This is a genomic window from Bordetella sp. H567 (assembly GCF_001704295.1).
GTDB lineage: Bacteria > Pseudomonadota > Gammaproteobacteria > Burkholderiales > Burkholderiaceae_B > Bordetella_C.
Window position 1 is genome coordinate 5,233,848 of sequence record NZ_CP012334.1, and the last position, 16,706, is coordinate 5,250,553.

A 16,706-nucleotide genomic window follows, 5' to 3' on the forward strand; every position below is an offset into this window, starting at 1 on the left:
TGCGGATCAGTGCGTTCATGCGAGTTCCCGGTCGCGGAGTTGGCGGGCGGTGTGCAGGTTGGCGTCGGTCAGCACGGCCGAGGTGTCGCCCCAGGCCACGACGTGGCCGGACAGCAGCAGGGTTTGCGGAAAGTGCGCACGTACCAGCTCCAGGTCGTGCAGCACCGCGACGACCGTGCGGCCCTCGGCATGGCATCGGCGCAACAGGCGCATCAGGTCGTCGACCGTATGGGTGTCCACCGCGGCGAAGGGCTCGTCCAGCAGCAGCACGTTCGCATCCTGCAGCAGCAGGCGCGCGAACAGCGCACGCTGCAATTGCCCGCCGGACAGCGTGCCGACGATGCGATCGCCCGCGCCGTCCAGTCCCACCGCCGCCAGGGCCTGCGCCACGCGTGCGCGTTCCGCCTCGCTGAAACGGCGCCATGGGCCGACCCGGCGCCAGGCGCCCATCGCCACCAATTCATGCACGGTGATGGGAAAGCCGCGGTCCAGTTCCGCCGCCTGCGGCAGCCACGCCAGATCGCGGCGGCCCGCGCCGTCCAGCGCCACCCGGCCCGACATGGGTCGCAGCACGCCCATCACACCCTTGATCAAGGTCGACTTGCCGGCACCGTTCGGGCCGACGATCGCCGTCATCGAACCCGGCAGGAAGGCGCCGCTGACCTCGTTGACCGCACGGCGGCCGCGCCAGCCGAACGATGCCCGTTCCAAGGAGATGCGCGCGGGCCCGCGCCGTGCGTCTACCACCATCCCATGGCCCACGCGGTCATCGCCCACAGCGCCACGCTGATCAGCGCGGCAACCCCCAAGCGCTGCACCGCGGATGCCAGCAACCATGAGCCCCGTCCGGCACGATGCCGCTGCGCGTCCGGACGCGCGCGCGCGGAATCGCCATGCCCGGCGGTGGACGGTGCCATGGGCGCGCCGTCCGGGTCGGACGAATGGGCGTGGACGGGATCGGAACTCATAAATAAAGGATGAAAAACAGCGTAAGTCACCGCGGGCAGGCCTGGCGGGCGGGAACGCCGCCCTGCGGACGCCCCTGGCGGAGACACCGGGACGGCCGCAGGTGAGCGCGGGCCGCCTGGCGTGGAAGCGAGGGCGGCTACGCGGCGGCCGTCTGCGCAGTGTTATATCATAACAAAAGCAGGAACCAGGCCGCGGCTGCATTCCCGGCCATCATGCGGTGCCAGGTCTGGAAAACGGGCGCGCTCACGGCGACCGGCCGGCCCAAGGCGCCTTGTCGGGTATTCTCTCTCCCATCATCGTCCGGCTTGCGCCGGCCCCGCTCTCGCTATGCCCTCTTCCACCCGCCCGACCCACCCCGACAGCATCGGCGCCCAATTGGACGTCGCCGAAACGCTGTGCGCGCAACGCGGTCGCCGGCTCACGCCCATACGGCGCAAGGTGCTGGAACTGCTGCTGCGGCATGGCCGCAGCGTGAAGGCCTACGATCTGCTCGAAGCCATGCGCGCCGTCCATCCCGGTGCGGCGCCGCCCACGGTGTACCGGGCGCTGGACTTCCTGATGGATGAAGGACTGATCCATCGCCTGGACGCGGTCAATGCCTGGATCGCCTGTCACGATGCAGGCGGCGCGCGGCATGACCTGCTGGTGGTGTGCACCGGCTGCGGCGCGGTCGCCGAACTCAGCGATCCGGCGATGAGCCGTCAATTGGAAGAACGCGTCGCGCGCACAGGCTTCGCCTTGAATTCGCACGAAACGGAAATCCGCGCGCTATGTCCCGCCTGCCAGCAAAAGCGCGCCGCCAACGATCCCAGCGATGAGGAGCGCGGCGGCCACCCGCGGCACGGCGCGCACGGACACCCGCATACGCACTAGTGCGTATGACGGAATATTCCGATCCCAGTATTGAAATCCCCGTATCTGCCCCCATTTGGCGGCAATCTTCCCCTTAAACAAGGGTAGGCCCGGGGTTTGCCCGGCGTCGCCGACTGTGCTGTAATCCTGCGTCCGGGCGGGAACGCAGCCCTTGCGACGGCGGCCCGAGACATCCCCGTGCCCTCCGCGCTTCGCGCAACGCCCAGGCAACCCGCCAGGGCATTTCGCCGAGGCATTTATTCGGCAGTCATTATGAATACCTTGCGCAGTCTGGACGAAATGGTCCCCGTCACGATCCTCACCGGCTTTCTCGGTGCGGGCAAGACTACACTGCTCAAACGCGTCCTATCCGAATACCATGGCCGCCGCGTGGCAGTCATCGAAAACGAATTCGGCCCCGAGAGCATCGACAACGACCTGCTGGTGCAGGACAGCGATGAAGAAATCGTTGAACTGAGCAACGGCTGCGTCTGCTGCACCGTGCGTGGCGACCTGATGCGCACGCTGAGCGAGCTCAAGGCCAAGCGCCAGGCCGGCGATCTGAAGTTCGAGCGCGTCATCCTCGAAACCACCGGCATGGCCAACCCCGGCCCGGTGTGCCAGACCTTCTTCATGGACGACGACATTGCCGAATACTATCGGCTGGACGCCGTCATCACGGTCGTGGACGCCAAGCACGGCATGGCCACGCTGGACGCGCAGGAAGAATCGCAGAAGCAGATCGGCTTCGCCGACCGCATCCTGATTTCCAAGCGCGACCTGGTGAACGAAGCCGACTACGAAGCGCTGCGCGCCCGCATCGTGCGCATCAATCCGCGCGCGCCCATCACGCCGGTCAACTTCGGTGAAGTCGACCTGAAGTCCATCATCGACATCAGCGGCTTCAACCTGAATTCGATCCTGGACATCGATCCGGACTTCCTGGCCGACGAGCATCCCGACGCACGTCACGATCACGATCATGACCACGGTCACGATCATGACCACGACCATGATCACGACGGCGACTGCGGGCCGGAATGCGGCCACGGCCATCACCATCATCATGCGCACCACGACGACGAGATCGGCGCCTTCGTGTTCCGGTCCAACAAGCCGTTCGACCCCGTCCGCCTGGAGGAATTCCTGGGCGGCGTGGTGCAGGTCTACGGCCCCGACCTGTTGCGCTACAAAGGCATCCTCTACATGAAGGGGGTAAACCGGCGCATGCTCTTCCAGGGCGTGCACATGATGATGGGCGCCGAGCCGGGCAAACCATGGACGGCCAGCGAAAAACCGGCCACCAAAATGGTCTTCATCGGCCGCAAACTGCCCCAGGAAATATTCACCCGGGGACTGGAGCAGTGCCTGGTGGGCGCGTCCTGAAACGCCGGACGCCCACCGCCAGGTCCGATTCATAGTGTGGAGTACTTTCATGGCTACCAAGGCAGCAACGAAAAAATCAAGCAAGTCGACGAACGAGACGCCGGTTGATCTGCCCAGCGAACAAGAATTGCTGGCCATGCCCGAATCCGACTACATGAATGAACGCCAGCTGGCGTTCTTCAAGGATCGGTTGAAGCAGCTGGAGCAGGACATCCTGAACAACGCGGGGGAAACAACGGAACACCTGCGCGAAACGCAGTTCGTTCCCGATCCCGCCGATCGCGCCACGATCGAAGAAGAACACGCGCTGGAACTGCGCACCCGCGACCGCGAGCGCAAGCTGCTCAAGAAAGTGCAGCAATCCATCGCGCGCATCGACAGCGGCGAATACGGCTGGTGCGAGGAAACGGGCGAACCCATCGGCATTCCGCGTCTGCTGGCCCGGCCCACGGCCACCCTGTCGCTGGAAGCGCAGGAACGCCGTGAAATGCGCCAAAAGCTCTACGGCGACTGAAACGTCCCCACGGGCGCAAGGGCTGGATCCGCAAGGGTCCGGCCCTTTTTTATTTTCGCGGCACGCCGACTTCTTGAATCTCCGCCGCCTCGCCCCCATATGCCAGCGTTACAGGCCCCCGAACGGGAGCTGCCCGCGTCGGCGCGAAGGAAAGCAATCATGGATCAATATCACGGCACCACCATCATCAGCGTACGGCGCGGCAACCGCGTCGCGCTCGGGGGCGATGGTCAGGTCACCCTAGGCAACATCGTCATCAAGGGCACGGCCCGCAAAATCCGCCGCCTGTATCACGACAAGATACTGGCCGGCTTTGCCGGCGCCACGGCCGACGCCTTCACCCTGCAGGAACGCTTCGAAGCCAAGCTGGAAAAACACCAGGGCCACCTGATGCGCGCTGCCGTCGAGCTGACCCGGGACTGGCGCACCGACCGCGTGCTGCGCCGCCTGGAAGCCATGCTGATCGTGGCCGATCGGGACCATACGCTGGTGCTCACCGGCAACGGCGACGTCCTGGAACCCGAATACGGCCTGGCCGCCATCGGCTCGGGGGGCGCCTATGCGCAGTCGGCGGCCCGCGCCCTGCTGGAGCACACCGATATGGCGCCGGAAGAGGTCGTGAAGAAGTCGCTGGAAATCGCCGGCGACCTGTGCATCTATACCAACCAGAACCACCTGATCGAAACGCTGGGCGAATAAGCCGCGGGCGCCCCGTGCGCCGCGCACCGTCCCCAGCATCCGCGTGTCCAAGGATCCCAGCATGTCCGCATCCACCATGACCCCCCGGGAAATCGTCTCCGAACTCGACAAATACATCGTCGGCCAGAACCGCGCCAAGCGATCCGTCGCGGTCGCCTTGCGCAACCGCTGGCGCCGCCAGCAAGTCGCCGAACCGCTGCGCAACGAGATCCACCCCAAGAACATCCTGATGATCGGGCCCACGGGCGTGGGCAAGACCGAAATCGCACGGCGCCTGGCCAAGCTGGTCAATGCGCCTTTCATCAAGATCGAAGCCACCAAGTTCACCGAGGTCGGCTATGTCGGTCGCGACGTCGACACCATCATTCGCGACCTGACCGAATATTCCATCAAGCAGACGCGCGAACTGGAAATGCGCCGCGTGCGCTCGCAGGCCGAGGACGCGGCGGAAGACCGCATCCTCGATGCGCTCGTGCCGCCGCCGCGCACCGCCAGCGGAGACCCGGACCGCAACGACGAAAGCAGCGCGCGCCAGACTTTCCGCAAGCGCCTGCGCGAAGGAAAGATCGACGATCTGGAAATCGAAATCGAAGTCGCCCAGCCCGCGCCGCAGATGGACATCATGGGCCCGCCCGGCATGGAGGAAATGACCGAGCAGCTGCGCGGCATGTTCGCCGGCCTGAGCCGCGAGAAGAAGAAATCGCGCAAGCTCAAGGTCAAGGAAGCCTTCAAGCTGCTGGTCGAGGAAGAAGCCGCCAAGCGCGTCAACGAAGACGATCTGCGCAGCGCTGCCATCGCCAACGTCGAACAGAACGGCATCGTGTTCCTGGACGAAATCGACAAGATCGCCGCGCGCCAGGAAACCGGCGGGGCGGAAGTCTCCCGGCAAGGCGTGCAGCGCGACCTGCTGCCGCTCGTCGAAGGCACCACGGTCAATACGCGCTACGGCATGGTTCGCACCGACCATATCCTGTTCATCGCCTCGGGTGCTTTCCACCTGGCCAAGCCTTCCGACCTGATCCCGGAACTGCAGGGGCGCTTCCCCATCCGGGTGGAACTCGATTCCCTGTCGGCCGCGGATTTCGTGCGCATCCTGTCGGATACGGACGCGTCGCTCACCAAGCAGTACACCGCCTTGATGTCCACGGAAAATGTGCAGCTGGAATTCACCGACGAAGGCATCAACCGGCTGGCGGAACTGGCGTTCACGGTGAACGAGAAAACGGAAAACATTGGCGCGCGGCGGCTGTACACCGTCATGGAAAAGCTGCTGGAAGACCTGTCCTTCGACGCCGCGGCCAGTTCCGGCGATGTGGTACACATCGACGCCGCCTATGTGAACGACAAGCTCGCGGAAGTGGCCGGCAGCCAGGATCTGGCGCGCTACGTGCTGTGACCGTTGGCGACGCTAGGGCAACACGCTCTTGTCGATCGCCGTCACCACATACCCGCCGTCCTGCCGGGTGGCGGTGAACCGCACCTTGTCGCCCGGCCGGATGTCCCGCAGCAGCGCTGGCGCGGCGTGATACACCAGCGTCGCGGCCGGCAGGCCCAGATCCTTGATTTCGCCGTGGCGCAATGCCACCGTTCCCTGCTGGGCATCGACACGCCGGACTTCGCCCGTGGCGCTGGCCTGTGGATTCCGTGCCGGCGCTGGGCCGGCGGCGGCGACCGCCCCCGCGACCGCGATGCCCGCCAGGGCGACAATCCATACCGCCGCACGCCTGCGGCCCTGGCGCCCGGGCTGCCACCCCTCCTTCGGGACCGAAGCCGCCCCGCCCCTGTCTTCCGACATTGCTACTCCTTGCGGCCGCCGCGGCCTGCAACTAGCATAGCGCCACTCTTTCCACGGAAGACGATCTTGTCCGCTACCACCCCCTACATCATCCGCCCGGCGACTCCGCAAGACGTCCCCGGCATCCTGGCGCTGATGCGCGAGCTGGCCGAATACGAAAAACTCACGGCGATATTCGCGGCCACCGAGGATAGCCTGCGGGCCTCGCTGTTCGGGCGCACCCCGGCCGCCGAATGCATGGTGGCGCAGCGCACCGATGGGGGGCAAGCCGCCCTGCTCGCGTACGCGGTGTGGTTCCACAACTATTCGACCTTCCTGTGCCGGCGCGGCCTGTACCTGGAGGACGTCTATGTGCGCGCCGACCAGCGCGGCCAGGGCGTCGGCCGCGCGCTGCTGCGGCAGCTGGCTGCCATCGCCGTCGAACGCGGTTGCGGGCGCTTCGAATGGACGGTGCTGGACTGGAACCAGCCCGCCATCGACTTCTATGAAAGCCTGGGCGCCGAGGTGCTGCCCGAATGGCGCATCGTCCGCGTCACCGGCGCCGCGCTGGACAAGATGGGCAGGGCTTCCCTCCCGGCAAAGGCGGAGGCTGGCCAGCATGGCTAACCGGCTGACGGTCGTTGCCACGCGTGCCGGAGACGACGGCACCACAGGGCTGGGCGACGGCAGCCGCGTCGCCAAGGACAGCGCGCGCGTGGCCGCGCTGGGCGACGTCGACGAATTGAACAGCACCTTGGGCGTCGTGCTGGCCGAAGCACAGCTGGACGCGGAAGTCGCGGCCGACCTGCGCGACGTTCAGCACGCGCTGTTCGATATGGGCGCCGAACTCTGCATACCCGGGTACACCAAGCTGGACGGCAACCACGTCAGCCACCTGGACGGACGCCTGGCGCACTACAACGGCACGCTGCCACCGCTGCGCGAGTTCATCCTGCCCGGCGGTTCGCGACCCGGGGCGCTGCTGCACGTCGCCCGCACGGTGTGCCGGCGCGCGGAACGCGCGGTGGTCGCCTTGCAGCGCATGGAGACGGTCAACAAGCCCGTCCTGCAGTACCTGAACCGGCTTTCCGACCTGCTCTTCGTCATGGCGCGAGTGGCCAACCGCGCCTTGGGCGTGGGGGATGTGTACTGGCGCAATCCACCCAAAGGCGATGGCGCCTGAAGGCTGGAAGCCACGGCCTGCTCAACCGTGGCAGGGTGCGCCGCCGCTACAAGCCCCTCGGCCGTGGCAGCTTGCTCGGCCAGGGAAACTTGCTCAACAGTAAGGACACGATCGCGTCGGCAGGGTGCTGCCACGCCAAGGCGGGCGCGCAAATTGCTCTTGCTTGGACGACGCCACACGGCGCACTACCAAGGAGAATCCATATGACCGCACGCTTTATCACCGGCGGCGTTCTCACCGCCGCCGCACTGGCGCTGGGCACCGGCGCCTGGGCTCAACCTGCTCCCAGGTCTACGGCACCGAGCCAGAGCACGCAACCGCGCAGCACGCTGGCCAGCGCCGACAAGGACTTTCTGGAGAATGCCGCGCAGGGCGGCCATGCCGAGATCGAAGGCAGCCAGATGGCCGCGACCAAGAGCAGCAATGCCGACGTCAAGCAGTTCGCGACCCAGATGGTCCAGGACCACACCAAGGCGAACGAGGAACTGATGGCGCTGGCCATGAAGAAGGGCTACACGCCTCCGGATAAACCGTCCATGATGCAGCGCACCGAGCTGAAGGCATTGAGCGCCACCAGCGGCAGCAGCTTCGACAAGATGTACGTGAGCCGGATCGGCGTCGCCGCGCACGAGGACACGGTGAAACTGTTCCGGAAGGCTGCGGACAATGCCAAGGACCCCGACATCAAGGCCTGGGCCGCCCAGACGCTGCCGACGCTGCAGCACCACCTGGACATGGCCAACGCGCTGCACCAGAAGGTCGACGGCGACAGCAAGGCCAAGAAGTAAGCCGGGAGGATAACGGTGCTTGAAGCGCCACGGCCAGCCGGCCGTGGCGTTTTGCGTTTGTCAGGTCAGTTCACGCCTGCCGCGTGCGCCTGCTGGTCCGCATGGTAGGAAGAACGCACCATCGCGCCCACGGCCGCGTGCGAGAAGCCCATGTCATAGGCTTCGCGTTCGAACATGGCGAAGGTGTCGGGATGCACGTAGCGCAGCACCGGCAAATGGTGCTCGGAGGGCTGCAGATACTGCCCGATGGTCAACATGTCCACGCCATGTTCGCGCATGTCGCGCATCACCTGCAGGATCTCCTCGTCGGTTTCCCCCAGGCCCAGCATCAGGCCGGACTTGGTGGGAACGTCCGGGTGCAGGCGCTTGAACTCCTGCAGCAGTTTCAGCGAATGCGCGTAGTCGGAACCGGGGCGCGCCTGCTTGTACAGGCGGGGCACGGTTTCCAGGTTGTGGTTCATGACATCCGGAGGACCGGCGTTCAGGATGTCCAGCGCACGGTCCAGGCGGCCGCGGAAGTCCGGCACCAGGACCTCGATGCGGGTGGATGGCGACTGCTCGCGCACCTGGCGGATGCATTCGACGAAGTGGCCCGCGCCGCCGTCGCGCAGATCGTCGCGATCCACGGATGTGATGACCACATACGAAAGCTTCAGCGCGGCGATCGTACGCGCCAGGTTGCGCGGTTCTTCGGCATCCAGCGGATCCGGCCGCCCGTGCCCCACGTCGCAGAACGGGCAGCGGCGCGTGCACTTGTCCCCCATGATCATGAAGGTGGCGGTGCCCTTGCCGAAGCACTCGCCGATGTTGGGACAAGAGGCCTCTTCGCAAACGGTATGCAGGTTGTGCTCGCGCAGGATGCGCTTGATGTCATGGAAGCGCGATCCCGGCGCAGCGGCCCGCACGCGTATCCATTCCGGTTTCTTTAGCCGCTCGGCCTGCACGACCTTGATGGGGATGCGGGCAGTCTTGGCCTGCGATTTCTGCTTGGCCGTGGGATCGTAGGGCTTGGCGGACTCGGCGACCGCGGCGTCGGAGACGGCAGTCACGGGTTGGGAATGGGGGGCGTCGGCCCCGGCGGGCGCGGCGAAGGAACGATCTGCGGGCGTGGACATGAGTCGGCTACGCGCGGCGCCCGGGGCGCCGCCTTCGGGAAAAACCCCAGTTTACTCCCCGGGGGCGGGACAGCCCGGGGAAGACCCTGCGGCCAGGAAGCCCGGGCCGCCGCCCTGCCCCAGCCGGGCGATGCGTTGCGCCAGGCGCCCGCCCACGTCCTGCAGCGTGGCGCGCACGCCGCAGGCGGCCATGTCTATCGTGGCCAGGTCTTCATACCCGCAGGGATTGATGCCCAGGAAAGGCCCCAGGTCCATATCGACGTTCAAGGCCACCCCGTGATACGCACAGCCCGAGCGGATCTTGATGCCCAGCGCGGCGATCTTCGCCAGCTCGCCGCCGGCGGCCGGGACGGGCACATAGACGCCGGGCGCGCCCGGCTTGCGGCATCCCTGGACACCGTAGTCGGCCAGGGTGGCGATCACGGCGTCTTCCAGGAAGGCCACGTATTCCTTCACGTACACGCCCGCGCGGCGCAAGTCGACCAGCGCGTAGGCCACGACCTGGCCGGGGCCGTGGTAGGTGACTTGGCCACCGCGATCCGTGCGCACGACGGGGATGCCGCCGGGATTCCGCACATGCTCGGGCTTGCCCGCCTGCCCCAGGGTATAGACGGGCCCATGCTCGCAGAGCCAGATTTCGTCGGCCGTGGCGGCCGTGCGCGCCGCCGTGAAGGCCTGCATCGCCTGCCACACGGCCGCGTAGTCGGCGGGCCGGTCCAACCACTTGATCATGCGCTGATGCCTTATCCGATGGAAGGAATGGGCCGCCTAGAGGACGACGGAGACCAGGGGATGGCCGTGCAGCGCACGGTAGAGTGCGTCCAGCTGTTCGCGCGAGGTAGCGCGTACGGTGAAAGTCAGGCCGATGTAATTGCCGCCCTTGCTGGGCCGCATTTCGACCGTGGCGGGATCGAAGCCGGGGTCGAACTGCAACACGACTTCGGTCAGGACCTGGGCGAAATCCGGATGGCGCTTGCCCATCACCTTGATGGGGAAATCGCTGGGATATTCGATCAGGGATTGCTCGGGCGGGATATTCATCATGCTTACTACATGGAGGCGCTGCCGGGTTTTCCAAGAAGCGCCGCGATACGGGCATCATACCCCTGCCGCAGGCGGCCATACACCGGGCCGGCGCGGCCCGCCCCCACCGGCCTGCCGTCCAGCTTCAGCGCGGGCAGGATCTCGCGCGTGGCGGAAGACACCATCAATTCATCGGCATTTTCCACTTCGTCCCGCGTGATGGGGCGCATCTCGAAGGGAATGCCGGCTTCGGCGGCCAGCTCGGCCATCAGCCCGTAGCGTATGCCTTCCAGCACCAGGTGGTTCTTGGGGGGCGCCAGCAGCTTGCCGCCCGCGGCCACCCAGACGTTGCACGTCGCGCCCTCGCTCAGCATGCCGTCGCGGAACTGCACGACCTCGTCGGCGCCCTGGTCCGCCGCACGCTGCTTGGCCAGCACGTTGCCCAGCAGCGATACCGACTTGATATCGCAATGCAGCCAGCGTTCGTCGGGTATCGAAACCAGCGACACGCCCTGCTCGCGCACGTCGGCGCCGGGGCGCGTGAAGGGGGACGTCATGCCGAATACGGTGGGCGCCACGCGTTCGGTTGGAAATCCATGGTCGCGCTTGGCCACGCCGCGCGTCACCTGCAGGTAGACCACGCAGGAAGCCGTCAGCGAGCGATCTATCAGGCCCTGGACGACGCCATGCCAGCCCGCGCGGTCGAAGGGGGATTCGATGCGGATGGCGGCCAGGCTGCGCTCCAGCCGGGCCAGGTGTTCGGCCATGCGGAAGGGATGGCCTTCGTACACCGGGACGACTTCATAGACGCCATCGCCGAAGATGAAGCCACGGTCCAGGACCGAGATTTTCGCGTCCTGCAGCCGCAGGAATTCGCCGTTCAGATACGCCTGGCTATCGCCCGGCACGCCCGGAATCATGTGTGCTCCTCGCAAGGGAAAGACGGGGGCGCGGCCTGCCGGCATGGCCGGCCGCGCGGCAACGAAAAAGGCGGACTTCCGTCCGCCCCAGTGTCGTGTGCGTGGCGGCCGTCCGCGCGATGGCCGCCAGCTTACACCGCCTGGCCGGCCTACTGCAGCCAGCGCTTGACCATATCGACCATGCGGCCGAAGAAGCCCGCGCGTTCGACCGGTTCGCGCACGACCAGCGGTTCGGTGCGCAGCGTCTTGCCGTCCAGCGTCAGGCGCAGCGTGCCGACGCGCTGGCCTTTCTCCAGCGGCGCGACCAGCGGGTCGGTGCGCTCGGCGACGGGCTTGACGTCCGCGGCCTTGCCGCGCGGCACGGCGATCCATACGGGCGCCGGGGGACCGAGCTTGGCGACTTCCGTCTTGCCCTCCCACACCCGTGCATCGAGCGGCGGCTGGTTGTTGTCGAACAGCTTGACGGTGTCGAAGTTCTGGAAGCTCCAGTTCAGCAGCTTCAGGCTTTCTTCCGCCCGCGTGGATTCGCTGTCGGCCCCGACCATGACGGTCAGCACGCGCCGGTCGCCGCGTAGCGCCGTGGCCACCAGGCAGTAGCCCGCGGATTCGGTGTGGCCGGTCTTCATGCCGTCTACCGACGGATCGGCCCACAGCAGGCGGTTGCGGTTGGGCTGGTTGATCTTGTTGTAGGCGAAGCTGCGCTGCTTGTAGTAATGGAAGTAATCCGGGTGGTCGGTGATCAGGTGCGTGGCGATGGTGGCCAGGTCGCGCACCGTGGTGGTGTGCTGCGGGTCGGGCAGCCCCGTGGCATTCATGAAGTGCGAGCCCTTCATGCCCAGCCGTTCGGCTTCCTGGTTCATCATGGACGCGAAGGCGGACTCGCTGCCGCCCACGGCTTCGGAAAGCGCCACCGAGGCATCGTTGCCGGACTGGACGATCACACCCTGGAGCAATTCATCGACCGTGACCGGCTTGCGCGGTTCGATGAACATGCGCGAACCGCCCGTGCGCCATGCGTGTTCGGACACCGGTACCTGCTGATCCAGCGTCAAGCGCTTTTCATCCAGCGCATCGAAGACCACATAGGCGGTCATGATCTTCGTCAGCGAGGCGGGCTCGACCTGTTGGTCCGGGTTGGATGCGGCCAGCACCTGGCCGCTGTTGACATCCACGGCGATCCACGCGCGGGCGGCGATCGCGGGCGCCGGGATGGGTGACACGGCGACGACGGGCGAAATGCCCTTGGCATCCGCATCCGCGACCTGCGAGGGGGAGGCGCCCGATGGGGTGGTTGCCGCCTGGGTGGGATTGGTAGCGGGCGCGGGGGCGGGCGCGGACGCCGCGGGCTTCGCCGCCGGCTTGACCGCTGTCTGGGACCACACTGCCGGCGCTCCCATCGCCAGCACCGCGATCAACGTACCGGCGGCGACGCGCCGTCCAAGAATTGAAGGAATAAAACGGGGCAAACGCGAATTCGTCATCAGCGGAATCGGGGGGCGGGGGATCTGGGAGGGGGCGTACGAGCCGCCACAATTATAGGCAGGCGGCGTCAGCGCCGGGCCCCGGTATGCCGCCCTGCACACGGCCGAACATGCAACGCTATGCAACCTTCAACACGAATATTTACATACGGAAGCCTAACAGTACGATTGCCCTGCTCATCGGCGCGCGACACTCCGGAGAGGGCTACGAAGTGTCGCATGCAGGAAACGCCCCGCCGCTAGGAAGCCGGACCTTGTATTGGATCAGATACATTCTTGTTACTATGCTGAGCCATCCGGCCCAAGCCGTTTCGCCAGCCGGCCGACCTCGGCCTCCGTGCAGTCTCCTACTCTGCAGTCGACCATCATGAGCGGCACCTATCTCGCCGGGACTGTCCTCCTGTCCCTTATCGTCGTGGCGCTGGCCGCGTATATCGCGGTTCTGGCCGCGCGTTATGCGGCGTCGCGGCGTTCCCTGGACGGCTCCCTGCGCGAGGTCAGTTCCGCCTTGCAGCGCCTGGCCACCACGGACATGCTGACCGAGCTGCCCAACCGCACCGCGCTGGCCGGGGCCACCGACATGGCGATCACCCGCGCGCGCCACACCGGCAACGAATTCGCGGTGCTGCTGATGGACCTGGACGGTTTCAAGCACATCAACGATTCCCTGGGCCACAGCATCGGCGACGGCATGCTCCAGTCCTTCGCGCGGCGGCTGCGCGGCTGCGTGCGCGGCGAGGACACCGTCGCGCGCCTGGGCGGCGATGAATTCGTGGTGCTGGTCGAAGGCCTGAACAGCCGCGAGGGCGCAGCCCGCGTCGCACAGGCCGTCAATACGGCCATGCGGGACGACCTGATGTTCCAGGGCATGACGCTGCGGCTCACCGCCAGCATCGGCATCGCCATGTTCCCGCACGACGGCGAGGACGTCGAAACGCTGATGAAGAACGCCGACATCGCGATGTACGGCGCCAAGGAGCATGGCCGCAACGGCTTCCGCTTCTATGAACCCCACATGGGGGAAAGCTACCGGCGCATGCTGATGATGCAGCAGGGGCTCAGCGACGCGCTGGTGCGCGAAGAGCTCAGCCTGGATTACCAGCCCGAGTTCGCCGACGGCGGCCACCGCGTGACCGCCGCCGAAGCCCTCCTGCGTTGGAGCCATCCCCGCCTGGGCGCGGTGCCCCCTGGAGAATTCATTCCGGTCGCGGAGCGGTCGGGGCAGATCATCGAGATCGGTTTCTGGGTCATGCGCACGGTATGCCGGCACATGAAACGCTGGGATGCGCGCGGCCTGCCCACCTTGAAGGTATCGATAAACCTGTCGACCAAGCAACTGTCGCATCCGGATTTCGTCGAACGCATGGTGGCCATCGCGCACGAAGAAGGCGTGACGCCGACCCGACTGGTATTTGAAATCACCGAATCGGTCGCCATGCAGGATGCGGAACTCAGCTCGCGCGTCATTCGCGCCTTCCGCGCGCATGGCTTCGGCATCGCGATCGACGATTTCGGCACGGGCTATTCCAGCCTGGCGTATCTGCAGCAATTCCGCGCACAGCAATTGAAGATCGACCGCTTCTTCACGCAAGGCCTGGATACGCACGGCGAAGAAGGTCGCGCCATCGTGGCCGCTATCCTGGCCATGGCGCACACCTTGAATATGGAGGTCGTGGCGGAAGGCGTGGAGACCACGACCCAGCTGAATGCGTTGCGAGCGCTTTCCTGCGACCAGATGCAGGGTTACCTGCTGAAGCGCCCCATGCCGCTGGCGGCTTTTGAATATTTCCTGGAAAGCCTGCGCGGTCCCGCGCAGGCGGCGGACACATCGCTGGAAGACGGTCTGCCCGCCTGCCCGTAAGGGCGCGGCGCGGGCACGGCCATGCGCCCCTTCCCCTGCCCGCGTTGCTGATGATGGACGCGCTCCTGCCCGACGACGCTGCGGGTTTGTCCTGAAAGGACGCTGAAGGGATTTGTTTGTACGATTGCGCAGACAAGGATGCATAACCCACCGGGACCTGACCGAGGAGGGGCCCTATGGACGCGTACGAGGTGCAGGAAACCGTCGATCGTTGGACGATACCGAACCTGTCGGGCCAATCCCGCTGGCCATTGCGTCCCGCCATCGCGCACGCACAGGGGCCGATCGTCCACGACACGGACGGCGGCCGCTACCTGGACTTCGGCGCCAACCCCACGGGCGCGATCCTGGGCCACAACCATCCCCGCTATGTCGAAGCGGTCAGGCGCCGGCTGCATGCCATAGGCCAGGACAGCTTCCTGGATCCCGACGCCTTGCAGCTGCATTGCCGGTTCGGCGAAATCCTGACTGCACCGCTGCAGAAATCGATGTTCGTATCGCAGGGCGAGGCCCCGCGTGTCGCCGCCGGCATTGCACGCGCGGTCACGGGGGGCGCCGATGTACTCACCGTATCGGCCACGCATGACGGCACGCTGTGCTTCCAGTATCTGGCGGCGGCCGCATCGGGGCAAGGCGCGGCGCTCATCACGAGGAACGCCGCGAACAGCGGGGATCGCGATTGCCCCGATCCTTCGCATTGCTCCTGTGGCGCGCAGGAGTGCGGCCAGCCCTGCCCGTGGGCCGCCTTCGAAGCCGCGCTGCGCGCGTGCGAACAGCGGCCCGCCGCCCTGCTCATGACGCCGTCTGCCGGTGGCGCCTTCGGCCCCGGCGCAGGCTGGACCCGCGCGATGCGCCGGCTTTGCCACCAGTACGGCATGTTGCTGATCATCGATGAAAGCGCGACGGGGTACGGCAAGACAGGACGCATGTGGGGCTACCAGCATGACGACGTCGTGCCGGACATCCTTATCGTATCGGCGCGCTTCGGCGCCGGCCAGTCCATCGATGCGGTATGTACCGCGCCGGACATCGCGGATCAGGCGTCGGCCGCAAACTGCCGGCTGCCGTCCGTCGAATGGCACGACCCCGTGGCGTGCACCGCGGCCCTGACCACCATCGATATCGTGCGGGAAGAAGAACTGGTCTCGCGCGCCGCGGCAATGGGCGAATACCTGAACATGCGGTTGGGCGCGATGGCGGCCGACACACCGCTGATCGGCGCTGTCCACGGCCGTGGCGCGATGTACGCCATCGAATTGTCGCCCGAAGGGGCGGGAAACATTCCCGCGCGCGGCCTTAGCCAGGCCCTCGTGCATGCATGCCGCCACAAGGGCCTGCTGCTGCAGGATCCCACCCGCGACGCATCGGGCCGCATCATACGCGTGGCCCCTCCCATGGTCAGCACCGAAACGCAGGTCGATGAAGGCATGGACATCCTTGACCGCGTGCTGCGCGAGATCACGGGCGCGTCTGGCGCGTGGAAAACCTCAGGGCAAGACGCGCGACAGGCGGGTGAGGACCAGCTGCCGCAATAGCAGCAGCTTGCCGTGGAAGAAATGCGTGGCGCCGGGGATGACCACCACCGGCACCGAACGTTCGCGCGTCCAGTCGAACAATTCCCCCAAGGGCACCACTTCGTCGTGCTCGCCGTGGACGATCAAGGTATCGTCCGGCAGCGCGACGTCGCGAAACTGGAAGCGCCACACGGCGGTGCCCGCCAGCACCAGCGCGGCGGGCCGGTCCATGCCGGCATCGGCCAGCGTGGCGTCCAGCTGCGCCGCGACCGCGGTGCCAAAGGAAAAGCCGGCCAGCACCCAGGGCGTGCCGGCGAGTTCCGGCTGTCGCTCCAGCCATTGCGCGACCAGTTCGCGCATGTCTTCTGTCTCGCCCCGCGCCTTGTCGAAGACACCCGCCGATCCGCGCACGCCGCGAAAATCCGGCCGCAGCGCCACCAGCCCTTGCTGCACGCAAGCACGTGCGATCGTCGTCACGACCTTGTTGTCGCGCGTGCCTTCGTGCAGGGGGTGGGGATGCAGGCACAGCGCCCAGCCGCGCGGAGCGTCGTCGGGCCAGTCCACGGCGCAGTCGATGCGGCCGGCCAGGCCGTTGAACTCAACAATCTCGGTACGGGCGGGCATTGC

General features: G+C 66.4%; 19 protein-coding genes. 10 read left to right on the forward strand and 9 right to left on the reverse strand.

Annotated features, from left to right (window positions below; genetic code table 11):
• Positions 1-15 precede the first annotated feature (15 nt).
• Together aztA and AKI39_RS25925 are read right to left on the reverse strand one after the other, a co-directional pair.
• Positions 16-750 carry a zinc ABC transporter ATP-binding protein AztA gene (aztA, locus tag AKI39_RS23455; protein ID WP_066641439.1) on the reverse strand — a complete coding sequence of 245 codons (735 nt, stop codon included), beginning with the start codon at positions 748-750 and terminating at the stop codon, positions 16-18.
• The gene (locus tag AKI39_RS25925) at positions 741-917 is read right to left on the reverse strand and encodes a hypothetical protein (protein ID WP_201258528.1); all 177 of its coding nucleotides are present in this window, start codon (positions 915-917) and stop codon (positions 741-743) included. Before AKI39_RS25925 ends, aztA begins: the two co-directional genes overlap by 10 nt.
• A 379-nt stretch (positions 918-1,296) precedes the next feature.
• On the opposite strand from AKI39_RS25925, the gene AKI39_RS23465 reads away from it, so the two are divergent.
• The 5 genes from AKI39_RS23465 to hslU all read left to right on the forward strand — a co-directional run bounded on the left by AKI39_RS23465 (position 1,297) and on the right by hslU (position 5,816).
• Positions 1,297-1,842: a Fur family transcriptional regulator gene (locus AKI39_RS23465; protein ID WP_066641443.1), complete on the forward strand. Its 546-nt coding sequence runs from the start codon at positions 1,297-1,299 to the stop codon at positions 1,840-1,842.
• Between the two features lie 252 nt (positions 1,843-2,094).
• The gene (locus AKI39_RS23470) at positions 2,095-3,207 is read left to right on the forward strand and encodes a CobW family GTP-binding protein (protein WP_066641445.1); all 1,113 of its coding nucleotides are present in this window, start codon (positions 2,095-2,097) and stop codon (positions 3,205-3,207) included.
• Positions 3,208-3,256: 49 nt separating this feature from the next.
• Positions 3,257-3,721 carry an RNA polymerase-binding protein DksA gene (gene dksA, locus AKI39_RS23475; RefSeq protein ID WP_066641447.1) on the forward strand — a complete coding sequence of 155 codons (465 nt, stop codon included), beginning with the start codon at positions 3,257-3,259 and terminating at the stop codon, positions 3,719-3,721.
• Positions 3,722-3,880: 159 nt separating this feature from the next.
• Positions 3,881-4,420 carry an ATP-dependent protease subunit HslV gene (gene hslV / locus AKI39_RS23480; protein WP_066641449.1) on the forward strand — a complete coding sequence of 180 codons (540 nt, stop codon included), beginning with the start codon at positions 3,881-3,883 and terminating at the stop codon, positions 4,418-4,420.
• A gap of 61 nt (positions 4,421-4,481) precedes the next feature.
• Positions 4,482-5,816 (forward strand): ATP-dependent protease ATPase subunit HslU, encoded by a 1,335-nt coding sequence (gene hslU / locus AKI39_RS23485; RefSeq protein WP_066641451.1) that lies wholly within the window; start codon positions 4,482-4,484, stop codon positions 5,814-5,816.
• A 12-nt stretch (positions 5,817-5,828) separates the two neighbouring features.
• Here hslU and AKI39_RS23490 read toward each other — a convergent pair whose 3' ends face one another.
• Positions 5,829-6,215, reverse strand: coding sequence for a copper-binding protein (locus tag AKI39_RS23490; protein WP_083229021.1), 387 nt, complete (start codon positions 6,213-6,215; stop codon positions 5,829-5,831).
• A gap of 135 nt (positions 6,216-6,350) precedes the next feature.
• Between AKI39_RS23490 and AKI39_RS23495 the strand changes: the two genes are divergently transcribed.
• From AKI39_RS23495 to AKI39_RS23505, 3 genes are all read left to right on the forward strand, one after another.
• On the forward strand, positions 6,351-6,821 hold the full coding sequence (locus AKI39_RS23495) for a GNAT family N-acetyltransferase (RefSeq protein ID WP_083229159.1): 471 nt from the start codon (positions 6,351-6,353) through the stop codon (positions 6,819-6,821).
• The gene (locus AKI39_RS23500; RefSeq protein ID WP_066641455.1) at positions 6,814-7,377 is read left to right on the forward strand and encodes a cob(I)yrinic acid a,c-diamide adenosyltransferase; all 564 of its coding nucleotides are present in this window, start codon (positions 6,814-6,816) and stop codon (positions 7,375-7,377) included. Before AKI39_RS23495 ends, AKI39_RS23500 begins: the two co-directional genes overlap by 8 nt.
• 203 nt (positions 7,378-7,580) lie before the next feature.
• Positions 7,581-8,165, forward strand: coding sequence for a DUF4142 domain-containing protein (locus tag AKI39_RS23505; protein WP_066641457.1), 585 nt, complete (start codon positions 7,581-7,583; stop codon positions 8,163-8,165).
• A 65-nt stretch (positions 8,166-8,230) separates the two neighbouring features.
• On the opposite strand, the gene lipA is transcribed toward AKI39_RS23505, so the two are convergent.
• The 5 genes from lipA to AKI39_RS23530 all read right to left on the reverse strand — a co-directional run bounded on the left by lipA (position 8,231) and on the right by AKI39_RS23530 (position 12,704).
• Positions 8,231-9,280 (reverse strand): lipoyl synthase, encoded by a 1,050-nt coding sequence (gene lipA, locus AKI39_RS23510; RefSeq protein WP_235610702.1) that lies wholly within the window; start codon positions 9,278-9,280, stop codon positions 8,231-8,233.
• Positions 9,281-9,331: 51 nt separating this feature from the next.
• Positions 9,332-10,012, reverse strand: a complete 681-nt coding sequence (gene lipB, locus AKI39_RS23515) for a lipoyl(octanoyl) transferase LipB (RefSeq protein WP_083229022.1) — start codon at positions 10,010-10,012, stop codon at positions 9,332-9,334.
• A 36-nt stretch (positions 10,013-10,048) separates the two neighbouring features.
• Positions 10,049-10,324: a YbeD family protein gene (locus tag AKI39_RS23520; RefSeq protein WP_066641459.1), complete on the reverse strand. Its 276-nt coding sequence runs from the start codon at positions 10,322-10,324 to the stop codon at positions 10,049-10,051.
• A 5-nt stretch (positions 10,325-10,329) separates the two neighbouring features.
• Positions 10,330-11,223 carry a D-amino acid aminotransferase gene (locus AKI39_RS23525; RefSeq protein ID WP_066641461.1) on the reverse strand — a complete coding sequence of 298 codons (894 nt, stop codon included), beginning with the start codon at positions 11,221-11,223 and terminating at the stop codon, positions 10,330-10,332.
• Between the two features lie 149 nt (positions 11,224-11,372).
• Positions 11,373-12,704: a D-alanyl-D-alanine carboxypeptidase family protein gene (locus AKI39_RS23530; protein WP_083229023.1), complete on the reverse strand. Its 1,332-nt coding sequence runs from the start codon at positions 12,702-12,704 to the stop codon at positions 11,373-11,375.
• Positions 12,705-13,071: 367 nt separating this feature from the next.
• Here AKI39_RS23530 and AKI39_RS23535 point away from each other — a divergent pair, with 367 nt between their 5' ends.
• Positions 13,072-14,565: a putative bifunctional diguanylate cyclase/phosphodiesterase gene (locus tag AKI39_RS23535; protein WP_066641463.1), complete on the forward strand. Its 1,494-nt coding sequence runs from the start codon at positions 13,072-13,074 to the stop codon at positions 14,563-14,565.
• A 176-nt stretch (positions 14,566-14,741) separates the two neighbouring features.
• Positions 14,742-16,100, forward strand: a complete 1,359-nt coding sequence (locus tag AKI39_RS23540; RefSeq protein WP_066641465.1) for an aminotransferase class III-fold pyridoxal phosphate-dependent enzyme — start codon at positions 14,742-14,744, stop codon at positions 16,098-16,100.
• Here AKI39_RS23540 and AKI39_RS23545 read toward each other — a convergent pair.
• Complete coding sequence (locus AKI39_RS23545; protein ID WP_066641467.1) at positions 16,053-16,703, reverse strand: alpha/beta hydrolase; 651 nt, start codon at positions 16,701-16,703, stop codon at positions 16,053-16,055. The two genes, AKI39_RS23540 and AKI39_RS23545, sit on opposite strands and share 48 nt — an antisense overlap.
• Positions 16,704-16,706 lie beyond the last annotated feature (3 nt).